Below are 17,545 nucleotides of genomic sequence, written 5' to 3'. Positions count from 1 at the left end.
AAATTCAGGTGATTTTACTACTGTTCTGGATCAATTAGACTAAATCGCATATTGAGCAGGTCGCTATAAGCACACACCGTCTGGCGACGACACTCCGATAGAGGGAGAGCACCTTGTCTCAGAATAATCAACCCCACAAGTTACATAAAGGTCAGAGTCTAGCCAAAGATTCTGCATCAAATAACCCCCACGGTGCTATTGATACAAGCGCCGCTAACAAAAAGGGATTATCTTCCGGATCTGTATCTCTTTTTGGCTCCATTATTATTGGTATCTCTGTGGTAGCACCCGCATACTCATTATCGGGGGCCCTGGGTCCTGTAGGAGCTGTAGCGGGGGAGCACATGCCCGCGATCTTTCTCGTTGGGTTTATCCCTATGCTATTGGTAGCTATTGGCTACCGAGAGCTTAACGCTGCTATGCCGGATGCGGGAACAACATTCACCTGGACAACCAAAGCATTTGGTCCGTGGGTTGGTTGGCTCGGAGGCTGGGCATTATTAGCAGCTACCATCTTGGTTCTCTCAAACCTCGCAGGTATAGCTGTAGATTTCTTTTACCTGGCTTTGTCTCAGGTTTTTTCTAACCCAGATCTAGCGACTCTTTCAAGTAATACCTTTATCAATATCGGCACATTCTTAACCTTGATGGGTTTCGGGTGTTACATCACATACCGCGGGCTGGATGCGACTCAGAAAATCCAAACTGTTTTCATTATTTTCCAGCTTGTCGTACTCGCTATTTTTGCGGGTGTCGCCCTCTATAAAGCGGTCACAAATACTGGGTTTGCTAACCTTGCTCCGACTCTTGAATGGTTTAACCCCTTCGGAATCGAGTCATTCTCAGCTTTCTCTTCCGGCATATCTCTTGTCTTCTTCATATATTGGGGTTGGGACGCTGTCCTCACCATGAATGAAGAAACAGAAGGCGAGCATACAACTAGCGGTCATGCAGCTGTTGGCACTATCCTCACAGTAGTTCTACTGTACCTGTTAATCTCTGTGGGCACTTTGGCATTTGCGGGTACGTCCTCAGAAGGTCTGGGTCTAGGAAACTCTGATAACCAGGAGAATATTTTTGCTGTTCTTTCGGGGCCTGTACTAGGTTCTCTCGGAATTATTATGTCTTTCGCAGTTCTTATTTCGGCCTTAGCTTCTTTACAATCCACGGCAGTTTCACCAGCTCGAACATTGCTAGCCATGGGATATTACAAGGCACTCGGGCCTAAGTTTGCGAGTATTAGCCCAAAGTACCAATCACCTAGTTATGCGACCATCGCTTCCTGTCTGATTGCTACCTTGTTCTACGTTCTTATGCGTTTTATTTCAACCTCTGTGCTTTGGGATACTATCTCCGCTTTGAGTTTGATGGTCTGTTTATACTACGGCGTGACGGCATTTGCCTGTGTATGGTATTTTCGGAAGGTGGTCTTCTCATCAGGCTTTAAATCATTTGTGAACAAGTTTTTGTTTCCCCTTTTGGGAGGCATTATGCTTCTTGTTTTCTTCATCCAGACGACCTATGATTCCATGGATCCCCATCATGGCTCGGGGTCTGAAATTGGGGGAGTCGGGCTAGTTTTCTGCTTAAGTGTCGCGATTCTTCTCTTAGGAATTTGCGTTATGGTGTATCAACGTTGCCTCCGTCCTGCCTTCTTCAAAGGCGAGGTCCCGATGGAGGTAGAGCATATGATTGACTAGTTATTTCTCATGTGCACAAGAAAGGGAGAGGAGCCTCTAAAAGGGTTCCTCTCCCTTATGCATTATGAATGTATCCTACAGTGCATAATGAGAACGGTAGTATTCCAACCGATCTTCTAGAGTCTTCTCTAACTCTTCAACGCTACGTCGTTCCATTAGCATGTCCCAGTGTGTACGAGCTGGCTTATCATCGTCATTCTGGGCGTCACTCTCGCCGTTGACAAGATATGCTTCTTTGCCAGTTTTAGCAACCCAGACCTGTGGAATTTCAGCTTCAGCAGCAAAGGTCACAAATACGCGGTCACCATCAGTGGTTCGGTACTCTACACGTTGACGGGGTGCAGGCTGTACATTGGACTCGGTTTCCATAGATTGAGTTCCAAGACGCATACCACGCAGGCTACGATCGCTCACAATTCCTCCAGACTCCAGAAAGGGTTTCCGCAGATACTCAGCGGCTGCATAACGTTGGGCGGGGGAGAGCTATTCCCTCGAACGTCTAAAACATCCATTATATCGAGAATATTCTCCGCCGCCCAACTATTAGAGACAGCTATTCGCGAAGTCAAGCTAAACTATCTTAACTATTGAAGCCATATCCTTGAGATGGGTTCTCAAAAGTATCAGGCTTTGTATACGCTGCTTTTGTCGATCCATCGTTTATGTCCGATACCGGCAAATTGCCGAATGCGTTACCAAGACCTCGTAGAGCATCGCCAAGTTCTGTGGGGATAAACCAGAGTTTATTAGCTTGGCCGTCAGCAAGTTTGGGCAAGGTTTGCAGATACTGATAGGTGAGTAGCTGTTGGCTCGGGTTAGATTGATGGATGGCTTCGAATACCTTATGAACAGCTTCAGCTTCACCGTCAGCTCGAAGGATTGCAGATTGAGCGTCACCTTCAGCTCGAAGAATCTGAGCCTGTTTTTCAGCTTCCGCGCGAAGGATAGCAGCCCTAGATTCACCTTCAGCCGTCAGAATATCTGACTGCTTCTGACCTTCGGCCGTCAGAATGGCAGCACGACGATCACGCTCTGCACGCATCTGCTTCTCCATTGAGTCCTGGATAGAGTGTGGAGGCTGAATTTCTTTAATATCGACACGAGATACTCGTAGTCCCCAACGGCCGGTTGTAGCATCAAGAACTCCACGCAATTCCGCGTTGATTTGATCGCGAGAGGTCAAGGTCTGCTCAAGGTTTAGACCACCGACTACGTTACGGAGGGTCGCACTGGTGAGCTCGTCAACAGCACGAATATAGTTCGTAATTTCATAGGTTGCGTCCTTGGGGCTTGTTACCTGAAAGTAAACAACGGTATCGATCCCAACCACAAGGTTATCTTCGGTAATCACGGACTGCGAAGGGAACGAGACAACCTGCTCACGGACATCAATTAGAGGCAGCACGCGGTCAATAATCGGTACCACCATATGCAAACCGGGTTCTAGCACGGTTCGGAACTTACCAAGACGCTCAACGATTCCTGCTCGACCTTGAGGAATCACCCGGATGGTTTTAGCCAACAAGATAAGAACAAAAATGAAGAGAATCACAAGAAGAATAACTGGGACCATATCTTCATTACCTACTTTCTTTTCGGTGATTAATAACAAAATTTAGGGGCGTAGATGGAACATTTTATTCAGCTTCAGGGGTAACAGCTGATCCTTCTGGCAAAGTTGATACATGCGGGTACACAAACGCTGTAGCACCGTTAATAGTTTCGACCTGGGCGTAGGAGCCGGAAGGGATAGGAGCTCCTGAAGTGCGTGCTGTCCAAATTTCGCCTTCAAGACGCACTAAACCAGACTCAGCAGTGACATCCTCTGTCACAAGAACAGTTTTACCCCGAAGAGCTTTGGCATTTGTAACAGTATTTCCGGCAGAGCGGTTGAGGCGTTTCAGAAGAGGCGGACGTAGAATAAGCACAAAAAGGATACACAAAACCGCGAAAACTATTCCTCGAGCGAAAAAATGTTCGATCAATGGTGAAATAGCCGATGTGATGAGGGCAGATAGGGAAAGCATCAAGAAAAAGAGATCTAGAGACAGCATCTCAATTATCGCAAAGAGCAAAGCTAGTATCAGCCAAAATGTCCATGGGCTGTTAAAGAGCCAATCCATATTTTCCTCCTCATCGTAGGCACAATGATCCAACGTATAGAGCGCCCAAGCTATACAAACATTATTCCATGAGGTGCATCACCAATCAAAGAGTTTACTCACACAAACTCACAACACTACAAATAGCCGATAATATACATTATGTAAAGTAGAGTCAGAAAACCACACCCCAGCCACTCAACCTTCCGTGCAATTGAACCGGATTAGCTGCCAGTGCGCCCTCGTAAAGACGGTTTCACCCCAGCAGCTTCTTTCTCCTCAATGTCCAGTAAAGCTACAGATACACCAAAATCTTCTATTTACATGAATAGGCGCTTTACGGACTCGGGGTTTCTACCACCAGGTGGCTAAACTCTACCCAAGCGTTCAAAACTTGAGCTGCTGCCCCAGTATCAATAGATTGGCGCGCATCCGCCAAAGCTTCTGTGTACCGTTCCTCAAAGCTCCTGCCGTCGTTTTTTCGGTAAGCTATCAGACCGGCCGCCGCATTAATAAGAACTGCATTACGAATTGCATGCAACGAGTCTTTTGCCGACTCGCCCTCCCCAGCTAATACTGCGCGAAACACACTGGCGTTATACTCAGCATCTCCCCCTCGCAGGTTATCTAATGAAGAACGCTCAATCCCATAGCCTTCGGGATTAAAGACATATTTCTGAAGAGTACCCCCACTTGCTTCCCAGATCTGGGAAGTTGTAGCAATTGTCAATTCATCAAGCCCATCATCCCCCCGGAATACAAGGGCATGGTCGCCTCGATTCGCGAAAACCCAAGCCATCTTTTCTACCATCTGCGGATTAGCTACCCCAATTGCAGATGATGACACTCGCGCAGGGTTTGTCATGGGTCCTAGGTAGTTAAAAGCCGTTGGTATACCTAATATTTTTCGAGTTGGCCCTACGAACCGCATAGAGGGATGAAAAGTCATTGCAAATAGAAAGGTGATTCCTACTTGCCGAGCGCACGCGGCAACAGACTTAATCGGCATATCTAGCTGAATACCTAGCGCCTCCAAGACATCTGCCGACCCTGATTTAGAGGTTGACGCCCGGTTACCATGTTTAACAACTGTCGCACCTGTACCAGCAATAACCAAGGCTGCCATGGTGGATATATTGACGGTATTCTGCTGATCTCCGCCAGTGCCTACAATATCAACCGCGTGTACGTCAAGATCAATAGTTTCAGCTTTTGCAAGCATTCCTCGCGCAAGGGCGCCTAACTCTTCAGAGGTCTCCCCCTTCATGTGGAGCGATGTCAGGAAGGAAGCAAGTATAGGTTCAGGCGTTGAACCAGTCATAATTTCATCCATAGCCCAGTCCACATGACGAGAACCGAGATCCTGCCCAGAGATGAGCTGATTCAAAATGTATTTCCAGGTTAATGACTCATGTGCAGTTATATCCATACTCCCGATTTTAACCTTCCTGCAGGATTCATCTGCTGCCAGCGCATAGGGTGCCACAGCTTTGAGGCTTCTCTCCCCCACGAACTTACCAAAACATTACACATAGAGCGTGTCGCACAAATCTCGTGAAAACCGCTAGTTTACAGGGAACTCTAAGGATTTTCCCAACACACCGCAAGATTTAAGAGGTTATGTATTCGCTCTTCGCAAGTTTTAGCGACATAATGTCTATGTGACAACTGTAACCAATAACCCCAGCAGGCCGGCACATCCGGCTCTTAACCGACCCAACACGGTCGCCATTGGTACCGTCGTGTGGTTGGCATCAGAGCTGATGTTCTTTGCCGGGCTTTTTGCTATGTACTTCACCCTTAAGGCATCACGTCCTGACATTTGGGCTGATAATGTACATATCCTTAACGTTCCCTTCGCTTTTATCAACACAATCGTTCTTGTGCTGAGTTCTGTGACATGCCAGATGGGCGTATTTGCCGCAGAACAGCTCAAACCACGCCGCTCCGGTTCTTTGCTGAATATTAAGGCATGGGGCATGGCTGAATGGTTTGTGTTGACTTTCATCATGGGCGCAATCTTCGTCTGCGGTCAGGCTTATGAGTACGCAACCTTGGTTTCAGAAGGCGTAACCATTGCATCTAGCGCTTACGGATCCGCTTTCTACATCACAACAGGGTTCCATGCGTTACACGTGACAGCTGGTCTAGTAGCTTTCCTCCTGATCATTGGTCGCGCATTTGTCGCTAAGCGATTTGGTCATTACGAAGCAACTAGTGCAATCGTTGTCTCGTACTACTGGCACTTTGTAGATGTCGTGTGGCTCGCTCTATTTGCCGTAGTGTACTTCGTCAAATAACAGTCCAACACTCTCGCCCCGTCCGTATCCATTTTTACTAGCACACACAAGGAACAAAAGACGTGAAGGCACTTTCACAGAAGCGGCGTCACCCGCTTGCAGCTATTGTGTTGCTTGCGTTGGCTCTCATCCTTACTGGTGGTCTCTACACAGTTGCCACTGCCACCAATCAGGCCAAGGCCGAGTCAAGCCATGCATACACTCAAGATGATGTAAACGCTGGTCAAAAACTCTTCCAAGCCAACTGTGCAACCTGCCATGGAATGAACGCTGAAGGCACCGCTGATGGTCCTTCGCTCATCGGTGTTGGTGCAGCCGCAGTTGATTTTCAGGTTGGTACCGGCCGCATGCCTATGCAGATGCAAGGTACACAGGCTCAAGTCAAACCTGGTCAGTTCAACGAGGAACAGACGAAGCAGCTCTCTGCATATGTTGCTTCGTTGGGCGCCGGTCCTGCAATACCTGAAGCAGAGAATCTAGATACCACCAAAGGCGATGCCGCAAATGGCGCCCGTGTCTTCCTAGCCAACTGCGCAATGTGTCATAACGCGGCTGGTGCGGGTGGTGCTCTTACCCGAGGGAAGTTTGCTCCTTCTCTCATGGGTGTTAGCGAACAACATATCTATGAAGCCATGGAAACTGGACCTCAAAATATGCCTGTTTTCAACGACGCAAACCTTACCCCGCAAGAGAAGCGTGATGTTATCACCTATTTGAAAGCACAGGAAAAAAATGTTTCCCCTGGTGGTCTTAAGCTAGGCTCTCTAGGTCCTGTCGCTGAAGGTCTGTTGATTTGGAGCGTCGGTCTAGGGATCGTGCTTATCTTTGTTATTTGGCTGACCTCTCGCTCAGCATAAATACGCACATACTATTCGTATCGGAAAAGATTTGAGGCAACACATGGGAAACCATCGTGACGGTCAAGACGCTCAGAGCGTTACCGTAGTTACCTCTTCAGAGGATTCAAAGGAGCAGTTTCAGAATCCTGGGCTGCCCCCACATCGTCCACGTCTGACAGATGTGGATTCGAAGCGTGCTAAAGGTGCTGAGCGCCAAGTTATTCTACTCTTTGTACTATCAATGCTCGGCTCTTTGTTATTCTGGGTCGCGTATTTCGGTATATCAGTTGAAGGTAACTTCTTTGATGTAAACAATACGGAGCCTACCAGTAAACTGCAGCTGCAGAACCTCTTGCTTGGTTTAGGTATAGCATTCGCTATGTTCGGCATTGGTATTGGAGTTGTTCATTGGGCACGTACGCTTATGCCTGACCATGAACTCGTTGAGGAGCGGCACGATTTGCGTCCTGAAGAGGATCGCGCCGAGGCAGAAGAAATCATCGAAACTATTATTGATGAGTCAGGTATTAAACGCCGTCCTCTCCTGCGCAATACTCTCATTGGCTCAGTTATTCTGGCTCCGTTAACTTTTATTACGTTCCTGCGCGATCTGGGGCCGAATGATCCTGCCGTTCTTAAACACACAATGTGGGATCAGGGTGTCCGTCTTGTACGCGACCCTTCTGGGACTCCGATTAAAGCTTCTGACGTTACGATCGGATCCGCTTATCACGTTCTGCCGGAGACCATCACGTCCCTCAGCCATGAAAATGGCTATCTAGAGGAAAAAGCTAAAGCAGTTGTCTTGTTGATGCGTCTTGACCCCAATGAGATGAAGATTTCGGAAGAACGCAAAAACTGGCACGTTGACGGTATAGTCGCTTATTCGAAGGTCTGTACACACGTTGGATGTCCCATCGCGCTGTACGAGCAGCGAACGCACCATCTGCTGTGCCCGTGCCATCAGTCTACTTTTGATGCGGCAGATGAATGCAAGGTTGTATTCGGCCCTGCAGGTCACGCACTCCCACAGTTGCCGATTACAGTCGATGATAATGGTTATCTTGTGGCTCAGAGTGACTTCCATGAGCCAGTTGGTCCCGCGTATTGGGAACGCGGTCAGCACGTCGAAGAAATGCGTGCAGAGCGTGAGAAGGAGGCGAAATAAGTAATGTCTACAACAACTGGCTACGAGTACAAACCTAAAAGCAACGCTGGGCGTATCGCGAATTTTGTTGATACGCGTGTTGGCATGTCTGGGGTTGTTAAAGAATTTGGCCGAAAAATCTTTCCAGATCACTGGTCCTTTATGTTCGGTGAGGTGGCTCTATACAGCTTTGTAGTGCTCCTTATTTCAGGAACTTTTTTAACATTCTGGTTTAACCCATCAACCGCTGCAGTTACCTATGACGGTTCATATGTACCCATGAAGGGTACAGAAATGTCTGTTGCGTTTGCGTCTACTTTAGATATCTCTTTTGATATTCGCGGAGGCCTGTTGATCCGTCAGATTCACCACTGGGCGGCTCTCATGTTTATGTTGGCCATCTGTATCCACATGCTTCGTGTCTTCTTTACAGGGGCTTTCCGTCGTCCACGTGAGCTGAATTGGGTTGTAGGTTGCGTCCTCTTTGTCACGGGTATTATGGCGGGCTTTACTGGGTATTCCCTCCCCGATGATGTGCTCTCTGGTAACGGTTTGCGAATTGTCGATGGCATTATGGTCGCAGTTCCGCTTGTAGGTACATACCTCTCGCTTTTCTTCTTCGGAGGCGAGTTCCCAGGTGAACACATTATTAGCCGCCTATACAGCCTGCATATTATGATCATTCCGGCAGTTCTGTTGTTGTGCGTTGGACTACATATGTTCATGGTTGTCCTGCATAAACACACCCAATATCCAGGGCCAGGTCGTACCAACAATAACGTTGTTGGTTTTCCTGTAGGTCCGGTTTATGCTGCAAAAGCAGGCGGTTTCTTCTTCATAGTTTTCGGTATCATCGCTTTCTTAGCTTCCACCTTCACTATTAACGCAATATGGAACTATGGTCCCTACGATCCATCTCCAGTTCAAGCAGGTACTCAGCCTGACTGGTACGTAGGCTTTGGTGACGGTGCATTACGTCTATGGCCTGGTGTTTGGCCATGGTCATGGGAATGGCAAATCGGTGGAACATGGGTTCTGAATGTCCTACTGCCTTTTGCACTCGCAGGCGTCTTGATGGGATTCTTATTCACGTGGCCTTGGATCGAACGTTGGGTCACCAAAGATAATCGGGTTCATAATATTCTTGATCGCCCGCGTAACGCTCCATTCCGTACAGGCGCCGGTGTTGCCGGTATCATCTACTACTCAGTTTTGATGATCGCGGCATCTTCTGATTTGATCGCAACACATTTCCACGTCTCGCTAAATGATGTAGCTTATGTATTGCGTGCGCTCTTCTTCCTTGGACCCATCCTTGGTTTCGAGATTACCCGAAGGATTTGCCTCTCCTTGCAGCGTAAAGATCGTGAGCTAGTGCTTCATGGCATCGAAACTGGTCAAGTGGTGCAACTCCCCCATGGTGAGTTTATTGAGGTGCACAGGCCTCTTGACGAGTATCGTCGGTACAAGCTAGTTAGTTTCGATTCACCAGATGTAATACCTGCACGCCCCAATGCTAAGGGGAAGGTTACAATGCTTGAGAAAGCACGAGGCACCTTATCGAAGTTGTTCTTTACTGATCGTGTTCTTCCTGTAACTCCTACTGAGCTAGAAGAAGCTCATCATGAACATAATGAAGCTCAAAGGGTTGAGGGAGCTTCCTTTGATAGCCCCGAGATTAAGGGCTAAAGTTACAACTTCATAAGTTTACTTGAGGGTTGGTGCCACAAAACTGTGGGACCAACCCTCAACGTTTGTACCGCATGTATCTCTTCCAGCAATGTTGCTGTTGACCCAATATCATATCCATCTTCTAAGGCCAGGAGTCCAGACTTTCTCATGAAAAATTCTCATAAGCAGCATGCCCTATTCCTGAAACTAAGAATCTTTGCTTACTTATCAGCGATCGCTATATACCTGATGCCATAATGGAATAACTTCATATGTGCTAAGCGCACCCCGTCCCTGAAATTTACACAAACTATCATGCCGCTGGTCTTAGAGGCAGGAAGGAGCCTAGCGGATTAACAGATAAAAGTAGCAATAACCTAGGTTTGAGGTTGAGACTCTAGAATTCTTGCAGAGAGAGCACTTCTGCGAGCATAAAATTGCCGTCTTTTCTTTCGAGCCGAGCGTACTGATAAGCGAGCGAAACTGCCTCTGCAAAAACTATTATCGTGCGATAGGCACCTCGCTGCTTCGATGATCCTCAGATAAACTGCCAATACAGACAATTAATCCAACTAGCTTTTTCTTACCTCCCTTTTTAGTACATATCTGGGGCAGATAGAACTTTATTCGAGAATCTCTGGAATATAGAAAAGGTGGGGTTACATCATCCGTATAGATGATGTAACCCCACCTTTTACTGTATATGATTAGTGTGCGTGATCACCGCGGTTGTATTCATATACCCACCCGATAACGGCGACTGCTACGATAGGCAACGCAAGAATTAGTACCCACCAAGCAATCGCTGCCCCAAGAACAACAATCATGCACGTTAAACCGATCATGAACGGCCACCAAGACCATGGTGAGTAGAACCCATACTCACCAGCACTCTCAGCGATTTCACCCGTGTAGTTATCCATGGGTTGGCTTCCTAGCTTCTTTTCAGTAAACATGAGGAAGAAAGCCAAGAAGAAGCACATGAGCGCCGTCACGAGGAGCGCGGGAAACCCGGCCCACTCATCAAAATTGGTCATAAACCCATAAATAATTCCAACAGGAGTAAAGAATATACCAAGGTACAGGAAGACCTTCCCGAGAACTTTCACGGTTTACTCTCCCTTCTGTGCTGCAAGAGCTGCAGCGGCAACATCATGATTCGTTGAAAGCTCGGGATGATGTAGGTCTAGAGCCGGGCGTTCGGAACGGATACGAGGCAATGCAGTAAAGTTGTGGCGGGGCGGAGGACAAGAAGTCGCCCATTCGAGAGATCCGCCGAATCCCCAGGGATCGTCTACCTCGACTTTCGGAGCATACCGAGCAGTAATGTAAACATTCCAGAACCAGGGAATCATTGAAACGGCAAGAATCATGGATCCAACAGTTGAGAACTGGTTCATCCAGGTGAAACCGTCTTCGGGCAGATAGTCAGCGTATCGACGAGGCATACCATCAACGCCAACCCAGTGCTGAATCAAGAAGGTCGCGTGGAACCCGAAGAATACCAGCCAGAAGTGAATCTTACCGATCCGTTCGTTGAGCATCTTGCCAGTGAATTTTGGCCACCAGAAGTAGAATGCACCAAACATACCAAAAACAATGGTTCCAAAAATCACGTAGTGGAAGTGTGCAACCACGAAGTAAGTATCCGAGATATGGAAGTCTAGAGGCGGAGTAGCCAGGATAATACCCGTCAGACCTCCAAAGAGGAAGGTTACTAAGAATCCATAGATCCACAATAATGGAGTTTCAAACGTAATGGACCCCTGCCACATAGTCCCAATCCAGTTGAAAAACTTCACGCCGGTTGGAACACCAATCATCATGGTCATGAACGAGAAGAACGGAAGCATAATCGCTCCAGTTACGTACATATGGTGCGCCCACACAGTTACAGACAGGCCCGCAATAGCAATGGTCGCTGTAACAAGACCTTTGTAACCAAAAATGGGTTTACGTGAGAATACAGGGATAATCTCCGAAGTCACACCAAAGAAAGGTAGCGCAAGCACATACACCTCAGGGTGCCCGAAGAACCAGAACAAGTGCTGCCAGAGCACCGCTCCCCCATTTTCTGGATCAAAAATATGTCCTCCGAATCGGCGATCCATACCTAGAGCAAACAAAGCGGATGCCAGAGGCGGGAAGATCATAATAATCAAGATTGAAGTAATCAGAGTTGTCCACGTAAACACAGACATACGCCACATAGTCATGCCAGGGGCGCGCATTGCCACAATTGTAGTAATGAAGTTAACCGCACCCATAATTGTGCCGAACCCCTGCAACGCAAGACCAAAGACCCATAAATCACCACCGACAGACGGGCTGTAAGTAGTGCTATTTAGTGGGACGTATGCAAACCAGCCGAAAGAGGCTGCACCTTGTGGGGTAATAAAACCTGCAATCGCTACTAGCGACCCAAAAAGGAAGAACCAAAAAGCCAATGCGTTTAAGCGAGGGAATGCCACATCGGGAGCACCAATTTGGAGCGGGATAAGCACGTTCGCCAAACCGGTGAACAAAGGGGTGCCGAACATGAGAAGCATAAGGGTACCGTGCATCGTAAAGAGCTGGTTAAATTGCTCCTTCGTCTGTAGGATCTGCATACCGGGCTCAAAAAGCTCAATACGCATCAGCAGAGCCATAGTTCCGCCCATGCAGAAGAAGATGAAGGCAGAGATCAGGTACATGTACCCAATGGTCTTGTGGTCCGTGGAAGTAATCCAATTGACAAAGATGCGTCCCTTGGACTTAGGAACCACGCGCGGCGCAACAGCCGTTGCACTCTCAGTTGAATATTCGAGGGTAGTCACGTCTATTTCACCCCTTTATTGGTTAGCGGGACGCGGAGTCGCGTTCTGGTTGGGATTACGGTTGTATTCGTCCCCAGCGATACCCTGATTCTCGGGATTTTGCTTAAGGGAATTGATGTAGTTGTCGTAGTCTTCCTGTGAGACCACCTTGACATTAAACAACATCTCAGAGTGGTACTCACCGCAAAGTTCAGCGCATTTACCCTTATAATCACCAATTTCTTTGGTAGTGATATGAATATGGTTCGTCATACCAGGGATCGTATCCCGTTTCTCTAGGAAAGCCGGAACCCAGAACGAATGGATCACATCACGCGATTTGAGGACTACGTCAACATTTGAGTTAACGGGCAGATAAAGCGTTGGAAGTTCTGCTTCTTTACCTGGTGAACCATCAAGGTGAGCTTGTACACCAGTTACATGCACGTTTTCATCTGTGTAGTTGAAATCCCAGGCCCATTGTTTGCCATACACTTCAACAGTGACCTGTCGATCGGCACCAGTTTTAGGACCAGTTACTTGACGCTCGACTCGGTCTGAAAACGTAAACATACTGACGATCAAGACGACTGGAACGAAAGTATAAAAAATTTCCAGAGGCAGGTGATAGCTGAGCTGACGAGGATAGCCACTTTCGTTCTTACGCCTACGGTAGGCAATGATGCACCATAGCATCAAGCCCCAAGTAATAAGACCGACAACAAGAGCTGCACTCCAAGTGCCTACCCAGAGATGCATGAGGTTCTCGGCATTATCAGTAGCCGGATGCCCAGCTTTTGTAGGTAACCAGCCTACAGCTGCCTTATCCATTGAACAACCAGTCATCAGCAGCGTCGCTGTAGTCCCGAGGCCAACAAGACTTGCACGCTTACGACGACTGCCGGTTCGATATTGCGAACTCACAGACGGCCCTTCCTGTTCTTGCAGTGTGTGCTAGTGCTCAGGTCTACAGGTAAACCTGAGGCAATTATAAAAAACTTATCCCTTAGAGCTTACCGCGAATTCTGCTCTTACGGTGACACTCTGTCACTGAAATTGTAAGTTTCCTGGAAAATTACTGAATTTTAACGTAACAGAACCCCTAAAGTTGGTTTTTTAGGGGTTCTGTTATATCAATGCTCCTAATGGAAAGAGTCGCCACAGGCACATGATCCTGCCGCGTTCGGATTATCAATTGAGAATCCTTGTTTCTCAATCGTGTCTTCAAAATCAATCGTTGAGCCATCTAGATAAGGGGCACTCATTTTATCTACGATAACCTGCACACCGTCATAATCACGCACTGCGTCACCATCAAGTACTCGCTCATCGAAGTAGAGCTGATAGATTAGCCCGGAACAGCCACCGGGCTGTACAGCAATCCGGAGGCGCAAATCGGTACGTCCTTCTTGTTCGAGCAAAGTACGTACCTTATTCTGAGCAACTTCAGTAAGGTTAACCCCGTGTGTTGGTAGCTCAGTTACAGTCTCAGTCATGTTTATCCTTTCCTGACAATATCCCCCTTCGTAAAGTCAGATTACGCTGTCCTACTTCTTCACGACAACAGCGGACTCACAAGTTCACTAAGGGCATCAAGGTCTCTTACGTCCAGAATACCAACTTTGTAGAATTCTGTACTTAGTGTGTGAGGTATATTCCTTGAGTTGCTTTCCTTTCCTAATCTACTTACTCCTGCTGAGAGCACTCAATATCAGTGCCTCCGCTAAAATTCCTCGTTTAAAATCAGGTACATACAGCGATTCGTTGGCGCTATGTGCCCGGGTGTCTGGGTCTTCAACACCAGTTACTAGAATCTGGGCGTCGGGGAAGTTCTCCTTCAAATCCGCTATAAAAGGTATTGAGCCTCCTATGCCTGTCTGCACAGGAGATATACCCCAAGCTTGAGCCATTGCTGACAAGGTGATTTGAGCTCCATCCTGCTCAACATCTGTGGCAAAGGGTAACCCTGAGTCGACAGGAGTATAGCTAACTTGCGCGTTATAAGGTGCATGCTTCTTTATATGGTCTGCCAGAACTTTGTGCGCATTTTCGGGAGAATCACCAGGAGCCAGCCGGACACTAATACGAGCTCGCGAAGTAACAGCAAGGGTATTTGAAGAATGGGCAATTGACGGAATATCCATACCTATAACGGAAAGTGCAGGTTGCTGCCAGAGCCGAGATGTAATTGATCCATATCCTGCTAGAGGCATCTGGTCTAAGATTCCAGCATCTGCGCGGAATTCATGTTCAGGATATTCGACCTTAGGGTCTTCACCACGGTACAGGCCTTCTACAACAACTGCACCTTCGTCATCATGAAAAGTACCCAGCAGACGGGCTAATACCGTATGTGCGTCTAGAAAAGGGCCTCCAAAGATACCAGAGTGTACTGCGTGATTACCAGTTCGAACTTCAATATCCCCGCTAGCTACGCCACGTAATGAGGTAGTTAATGCCGGAACTCCAGCTCGCCAGTTGGCAGAATCTGCTACCACAATATAATCAGCGGTTAGGTCCCTCTGGTAGGCAGCTAAGAATTCGCGGAAAGAGGGTGACCCTACTTCTTCTTCCCCTTCGATAAAGATCTTTACGCCAACGTTGAAATCATGGCCTAATACTTCCGATACTAAACGGAAAGCAGCCATATGGGTGATAACCCCTGCTTTATCGTCTGCAGCACCGCGGCCATAGAGGCGAGCGCCTTTCTGAACTGCGGTAAACGGGTCAGTTTCCCACTGCGTGTTATCGCCAGGAGGCTGTACATCATGGTGAGCGTATAACAGGATTGTGGGATACCCTGAAACAGCTGGTTTAGTGGCAATTACCGCTGGCATACCTTGATGTGTCTCCCCCGTTTCATCGTGGTACGACGCAGAAAGGATTTTTACCTCTTGAAAACCTGACCGTTTCGCAAGCTCGTACACAGCTTCAGCGCTTCGTTGGACCTGGGCTAGATCAAAAGCTTCCCACGCGATGGATGGGATAGAGACTAGATCCTTCAGCTCAGTAAGATATTCATCAAAATGGGCTTCAAGCGCCTCTGTGAGCGCATCATGTTCTGGGAATTTATGAGGAAAATTGGCCATGCGTCTAACAATACGCTTTATACAGGGGTGGCGCATACTTTTTTATTTTTTGGTCTTGGTATTCGGCGTAGGAAATTATTTTTGGTTATTCTAGTAGGGTGTTTGGTCGTAAAAAAGGTAAGGCTCCGCAGGAGGCTGCTGTCGAGCCTGAAGAAGAGAAACAGCATGAGGTTCCTGAGAACTCTAAGTTCACGCCGAAGAAAGGGCGTCCTACACCGTCTCGTAAAGAGCAAGTTGCGGCGCGAAGGAGGCCTATAGTCGGTGCTGATCGTGGCGCGGCGAAGACTGCTGATCGTGAGGCTGCTGCTGAGCTTAGGGCACGGCAGCGGGAGGCTATGCGTACTGGCGATGAGAAGTATCTACCGATAGTGGATAAGGGGCCTCAGCGGCGGTACATTCGCGACTATATTGATGCTCGCCGGAATTTGGGCGATATAATGCTTATTTTGCTCATTGTTTTTCTTGTTGCGTCGTGGGTCGTGAGCGGTTTTGGCGTAGCTGCTGCTCCTGTCTACTACGGGACTATGTATGGCATGTATGCTCTGATGCTGTTGTGGGTTATTGATTACTGGTTAATGTGGCGCAAGCTTAAACAGATGGTTATTGCTAAGTTTGGCGAGGTACAGCGTGGTAGTGGTATGTATGCGTTCAACCGTGTGATGATGATTCGTCGGATGCGGCGACCTTATCCTCTTGTTAAGTATGGGGAGTATCCAAAGTAAATACTGTGTCTTTAATGATTTCTGGGGTGGGAAACCGTGTTTGGTTTCTCACCCTTTTTGTGAGGTTTATTTTTGGTGCGAGCGACGGATTTTGTAGAGTCCTCGGTTGATGTGGGCGGCCCATAAGGGGCCTTCGTAGAGGAAGGCGGTATATCCTTGGACAAGGTCTGCGCCTGCGTCTAGTCGTTCTTGTACGTCTTGGGCGTTGGTTACTCCTCCAACAGAGATGAGGGCTAGTTTGTTGCCTATTTCTTTCTTGAGGAGGTGTAGGACTTCGAGTGATCGGGTTTTAAGTGGTTCTCCTGAGAGTCCTCCTGCGCCTATAGCGTTAATTTTTTCTTTGGTGGTGTGAAGTCCTAAGCCTTCGCGTGCGATTGTGGTGTTGGTTGCGATGATCCCGTCAAGCTTTAGTTCTTGGGCTAGGCGAGCGACAGCTGTTATGTCTTCGTCTACAAGGTCTGGAGCGATTTTAACGGTGAGAGGCACGTGGCGGTGGGGTGAGACTCGGTTTGCTTCTTCTCGTACGGCTTGTAGGAGTGGGCGGAGTGTTGCGATGGATTGCAGTGTACGTAGTCCTGGGGTGTTGGGGGAGCTTACGTTGACGACGAGGTAGTCTGCTTGTGGGGCTAGGGTACGTGTTGATATTAGGTAGTCTTCTATGGCGTTTTCTAGTTCTACAATCTTTGTTTTTCCTATGTTGACGCCGATGATGGGGCGTTTCTCGGGACGGTATTCGGTTTCTAGATCGGCACGTGCTGATGCGACTCGGGGTCCTGCGGCTGCGGCACCGTCGTTGTTGAATCCCATACGATTAATGACTGCTTTATCTTCGATGAGGCGGAATAAACGTGGTTGTGGGTTACCAGGTTGTGCCTGTCCGGTGATGGTGCCGATTTCGATGTGTCCGAATCCTAGTCCTGCAAGGGCTGCGATACCTTTCCCACCTTTGTCGAAGCCTGCGGCTAGTCCGAAGGGTGAAGGGAAGGTGAGTCCCATGGCTGTGGTGCGGAGGCCGGGATTGGGTTGAAGGTAGCTTTTGAGGATGCGAGTAATACCTAGGTTTTTGAGGGTTTGTATTCCCCAGAAACCAATGTGGTGTGCTTTTTCGGGATCCATGCCTGCGAAGAAGATTTTGAAGAAGGTTGGGTATAGTCGCATTATTTGCTCCTTGTGGTGTGGT

At 48.0% G+C, this 17,545-nt stretch carries 16 protein-coding genes; 6 read left to right on the top strand and 10 right to left on the bottom strand.

Going from position 1 to position 17,545, the window contains the following annotated elements; all coding sequences use genetic code 11:
- Window positions 1-113 precede the first annotated feature (113 nt).
- Window positions 114-1,700, top strand: a complete 1,587-nt coding sequence (locus HMPREF3164_RS07925) for an APC family permease (protein ID WP_070450234.1) — start codon at window positions 114-116, stop codon at window positions 1,698-1,700.
- Window positions 1,701-1,775: 75 nt separating this feature from the next.
- Here the strand turns inward: HMPREF3164_RS07925 and HMPREF3164_RS07920 are convergent, their stop codons facing one another.
- The 4 genes from HMPREF3164_RS07920 to trpD all read right to left on the bottom strand — a co-directional run bounded on the left by HMPREF3164_RS07920 (window position 1,776) and on the right by trpD (window position 5,231).
- Entirely contained in the window at window positions 1,776-2,114 is a 339-nt protein-coding gene (locus HMPREF3164_RS07920) for an RNA polymerase-binding protein RbpA (protein ID WP_004004666.1), read from the bottom strand.
- A 166-nt stretch (window positions 2,115-2,280) separates the two neighbouring features.
- Window positions 2,281-3,273, bottom strand: coding sequence for an SPFH domain-containing protein (locus HMPREF3164_RS07915; RefSeq protein ID WP_013399065.1), 993 nt, complete (start codon window positions 3,271-3,273; stop codon window positions 2,281-2,283).
- A 64-nt stretch (window positions 3,274-3,337) separates the two neighbouring features.
- Complete coding sequence (locus HMPREF3164_RS07910) at window positions 3,338-3,823, bottom strand: NfeD family protein (protein WP_070450231.1); 486 nt, start codon at window positions 3,821-3,823, stop codon at window positions 3,338-3,340.
- A 316-nt stretch (window positions 3,824-4,139) separates the two neighbouring features.
- Window positions 4,140-5,231: an anthranilate phosphoribosyltransferase gene (gene trpD / locus HMPREF3164_RS07905; protein ID WP_192831430.1), complete on the bottom strand. Its 1,092-nt coding sequence runs from the start codon at window positions 5,229-5,231 to the stop codon at window positions 4,140-4,142.
- Between the two features lie 232 nt (window positions 5,232-5,463).
- On the opposite strand from trpD, the gene HMPREF3164_RS07900 reads away from it, so the two are divergent.
- The 4 genes from HMPREF3164_RS07900 to HMPREF3164_RS07885 all read left to right on the top strand — a co-directional run bounded on the left by HMPREF3164_RS07900 (window position 5,464) and on the right by HMPREF3164_RS07885 (window position 9,777).
- Window positions 5,464-6,102 carry an aa3-type cytochrome oxidase subunit III gene (locus tag HMPREF3164_RS07900; protein WP_004004662.1) on the top strand — a complete coding sequence of 213 codons (639 nt, stop codon included), beginning with the start codon at window positions 5,464-5,466 and terminating at the stop codon, window positions 6,100-6,102.
- 62 nt (window positions 6,103-6,164) lie between these two features.
- Window positions 6,165-6,959: a cytochrome bc1 complex diheme cytochrome c subunit gene (locus HMPREF3164_RS07895; protein WP_070450227.1), complete on the top strand. Its 795-nt coding sequence runs from the start codon at window positions 6,165-6,167 to the stop codon at window positions 6,957-6,959.
- 43 nt (window positions 6,960-7,002) lie between these two features.
- Complete coding sequence (locus HMPREF3164_RS07890) at window positions 7,003-8,109, top strand: cytochrome bc1 complex Rieske iron-sulfur subunit (RefSeq protein ID WP_004004660.1); 1,107 nt, start codon at window positions 7,003-7,005, stop codon at window positions 8,107-8,109.
- Between the two features lie 3 nt (window positions 8,110-8,112).
- Window positions 8,113-9,777: a cytochrome bc1 complex cytochrome b subunit gene (locus HMPREF3164_RS07885; RefSeq protein WP_070450224.1), complete on the top strand. Its 1,665-nt coding sequence runs from the start codon at window positions 8,113-8,115 to the stop codon at window positions 9,775-9,777.
- A 689-nt stretch (window positions 9,778-10,466) separates the two neighbouring features.
- Here the strand turns inward: HMPREF3164_RS07885 and HMPREF3164_RS07880 are convergent.
- From HMPREF3164_RS07880 to HMPREF3164_RS07860, 5 genes are all read right to left on the bottom strand, one after another.
- The gene (locus HMPREF3164_RS07880; RefSeq protein WP_048752174.1) at window positions 10,467-10,868 is read right to left on the bottom strand and encodes a cytochrome c oxidase subunit 4; all 402 of its coding nucleotides are present in this window, start codon (window positions 10,866-10,868) and stop codon (window positions 10,467-10,469) included.
- Between the two features lie 3 nt (window positions 10,869-10,871).
- Window positions 10,872-12,575 carry an aa3-type cytochrome oxidase subunit I gene (gene ctaD, locus HMPREF3164_RS07875; protein ID WP_048752175.1) on the bottom strand — a complete coding sequence of 568 codons (1,704 nt, stop codon included), beginning with the start codon at window positions 12,573-12,575 and terminating at the stop codon, window positions 10,872-10,874.
- A 15-nt stretch (window positions 12,576-12,590) separates the two neighbouring features.
- Entirely contained in the window at window positions 12,591-13,478 is an 888-nt protein-coding gene (gene coxB, locus HMPREF3164_RS07870; protein WP_004004656.1) for an aa3-type cytochrome oxidase subunit II, read from the bottom strand.
- A gap of 218 nt (window positions 13,479-13,696) precedes the next feature.
- Window positions 13,697-14,050, bottom strand: a complete 354-nt coding sequence (locus HMPREF3164_RS07865; RefSeq protein WP_004004655.1) for a HesB/IscA family protein — start codon at window positions 14,048-14,050, stop codon at window positions 13,697-13,699.
- Between the two features lie 186 nt (window positions 14,051-14,236).
- Window positions 14,237-15,643 carry a M20/M25/M40 family metallo-hydrolase gene (locus tag HMPREF3164_RS07860; RefSeq protein ID WP_048752177.1) on the bottom strand — a complete coding sequence of 469 codons (1,407 nt, stop codon included), beginning with the start codon at window positions 15,641-15,643 and terminating at the stop codon, window positions 14,237-14,239.
- A gap of 98 nt (window positions 15,644-15,741) precedes the next feature.
- On the opposite strand from HMPREF3164_RS07860, the gene HMPREF3164_RS07855 reads away from it, so the two are divergent.
- Complete coding sequence (locus HMPREF3164_RS07855; protein WP_004004653.1) at window positions 15,742-16,365, top strand: DUF3043 domain-containing protein; 624 nt, start codon at window positions 15,742-15,744, stop codon at window positions 16,363-16,365.
- Between the two features lie 66 nt (window positions 16,366-16,431).
- Here HMPREF3164_RS07855 and HMPREF3164_RS07850 read toward each other — a convergent pair whose 3' ends face one another.
- A complete protein-coding gene (locus tag HMPREF3164_RS07850) occupies window positions 16,432-17,523 on the bottom strand; it encodes a quinone-dependent dihydroorotate dehydrogenase (RefSeq protein WP_070450221.1) in 1,092 nt (363 codons plus the stop codon).
- Window positions 17,524-17,545 lie beyond the last annotated feature (22 nt).

This window comes from Rothia sp. HMSC08A08 (assembly GCF_001808385.1).
GTDB lineage: Bacteria > Actinomycetota > Actinomycetes > Actinomycetales > Micrococcaceae > Rothia > Rothia dentocariosa.
Note: the sequence above shows the minus strand (reverse complement) of the source record. Positions and strands in the feature narration are given on the sequence as shown.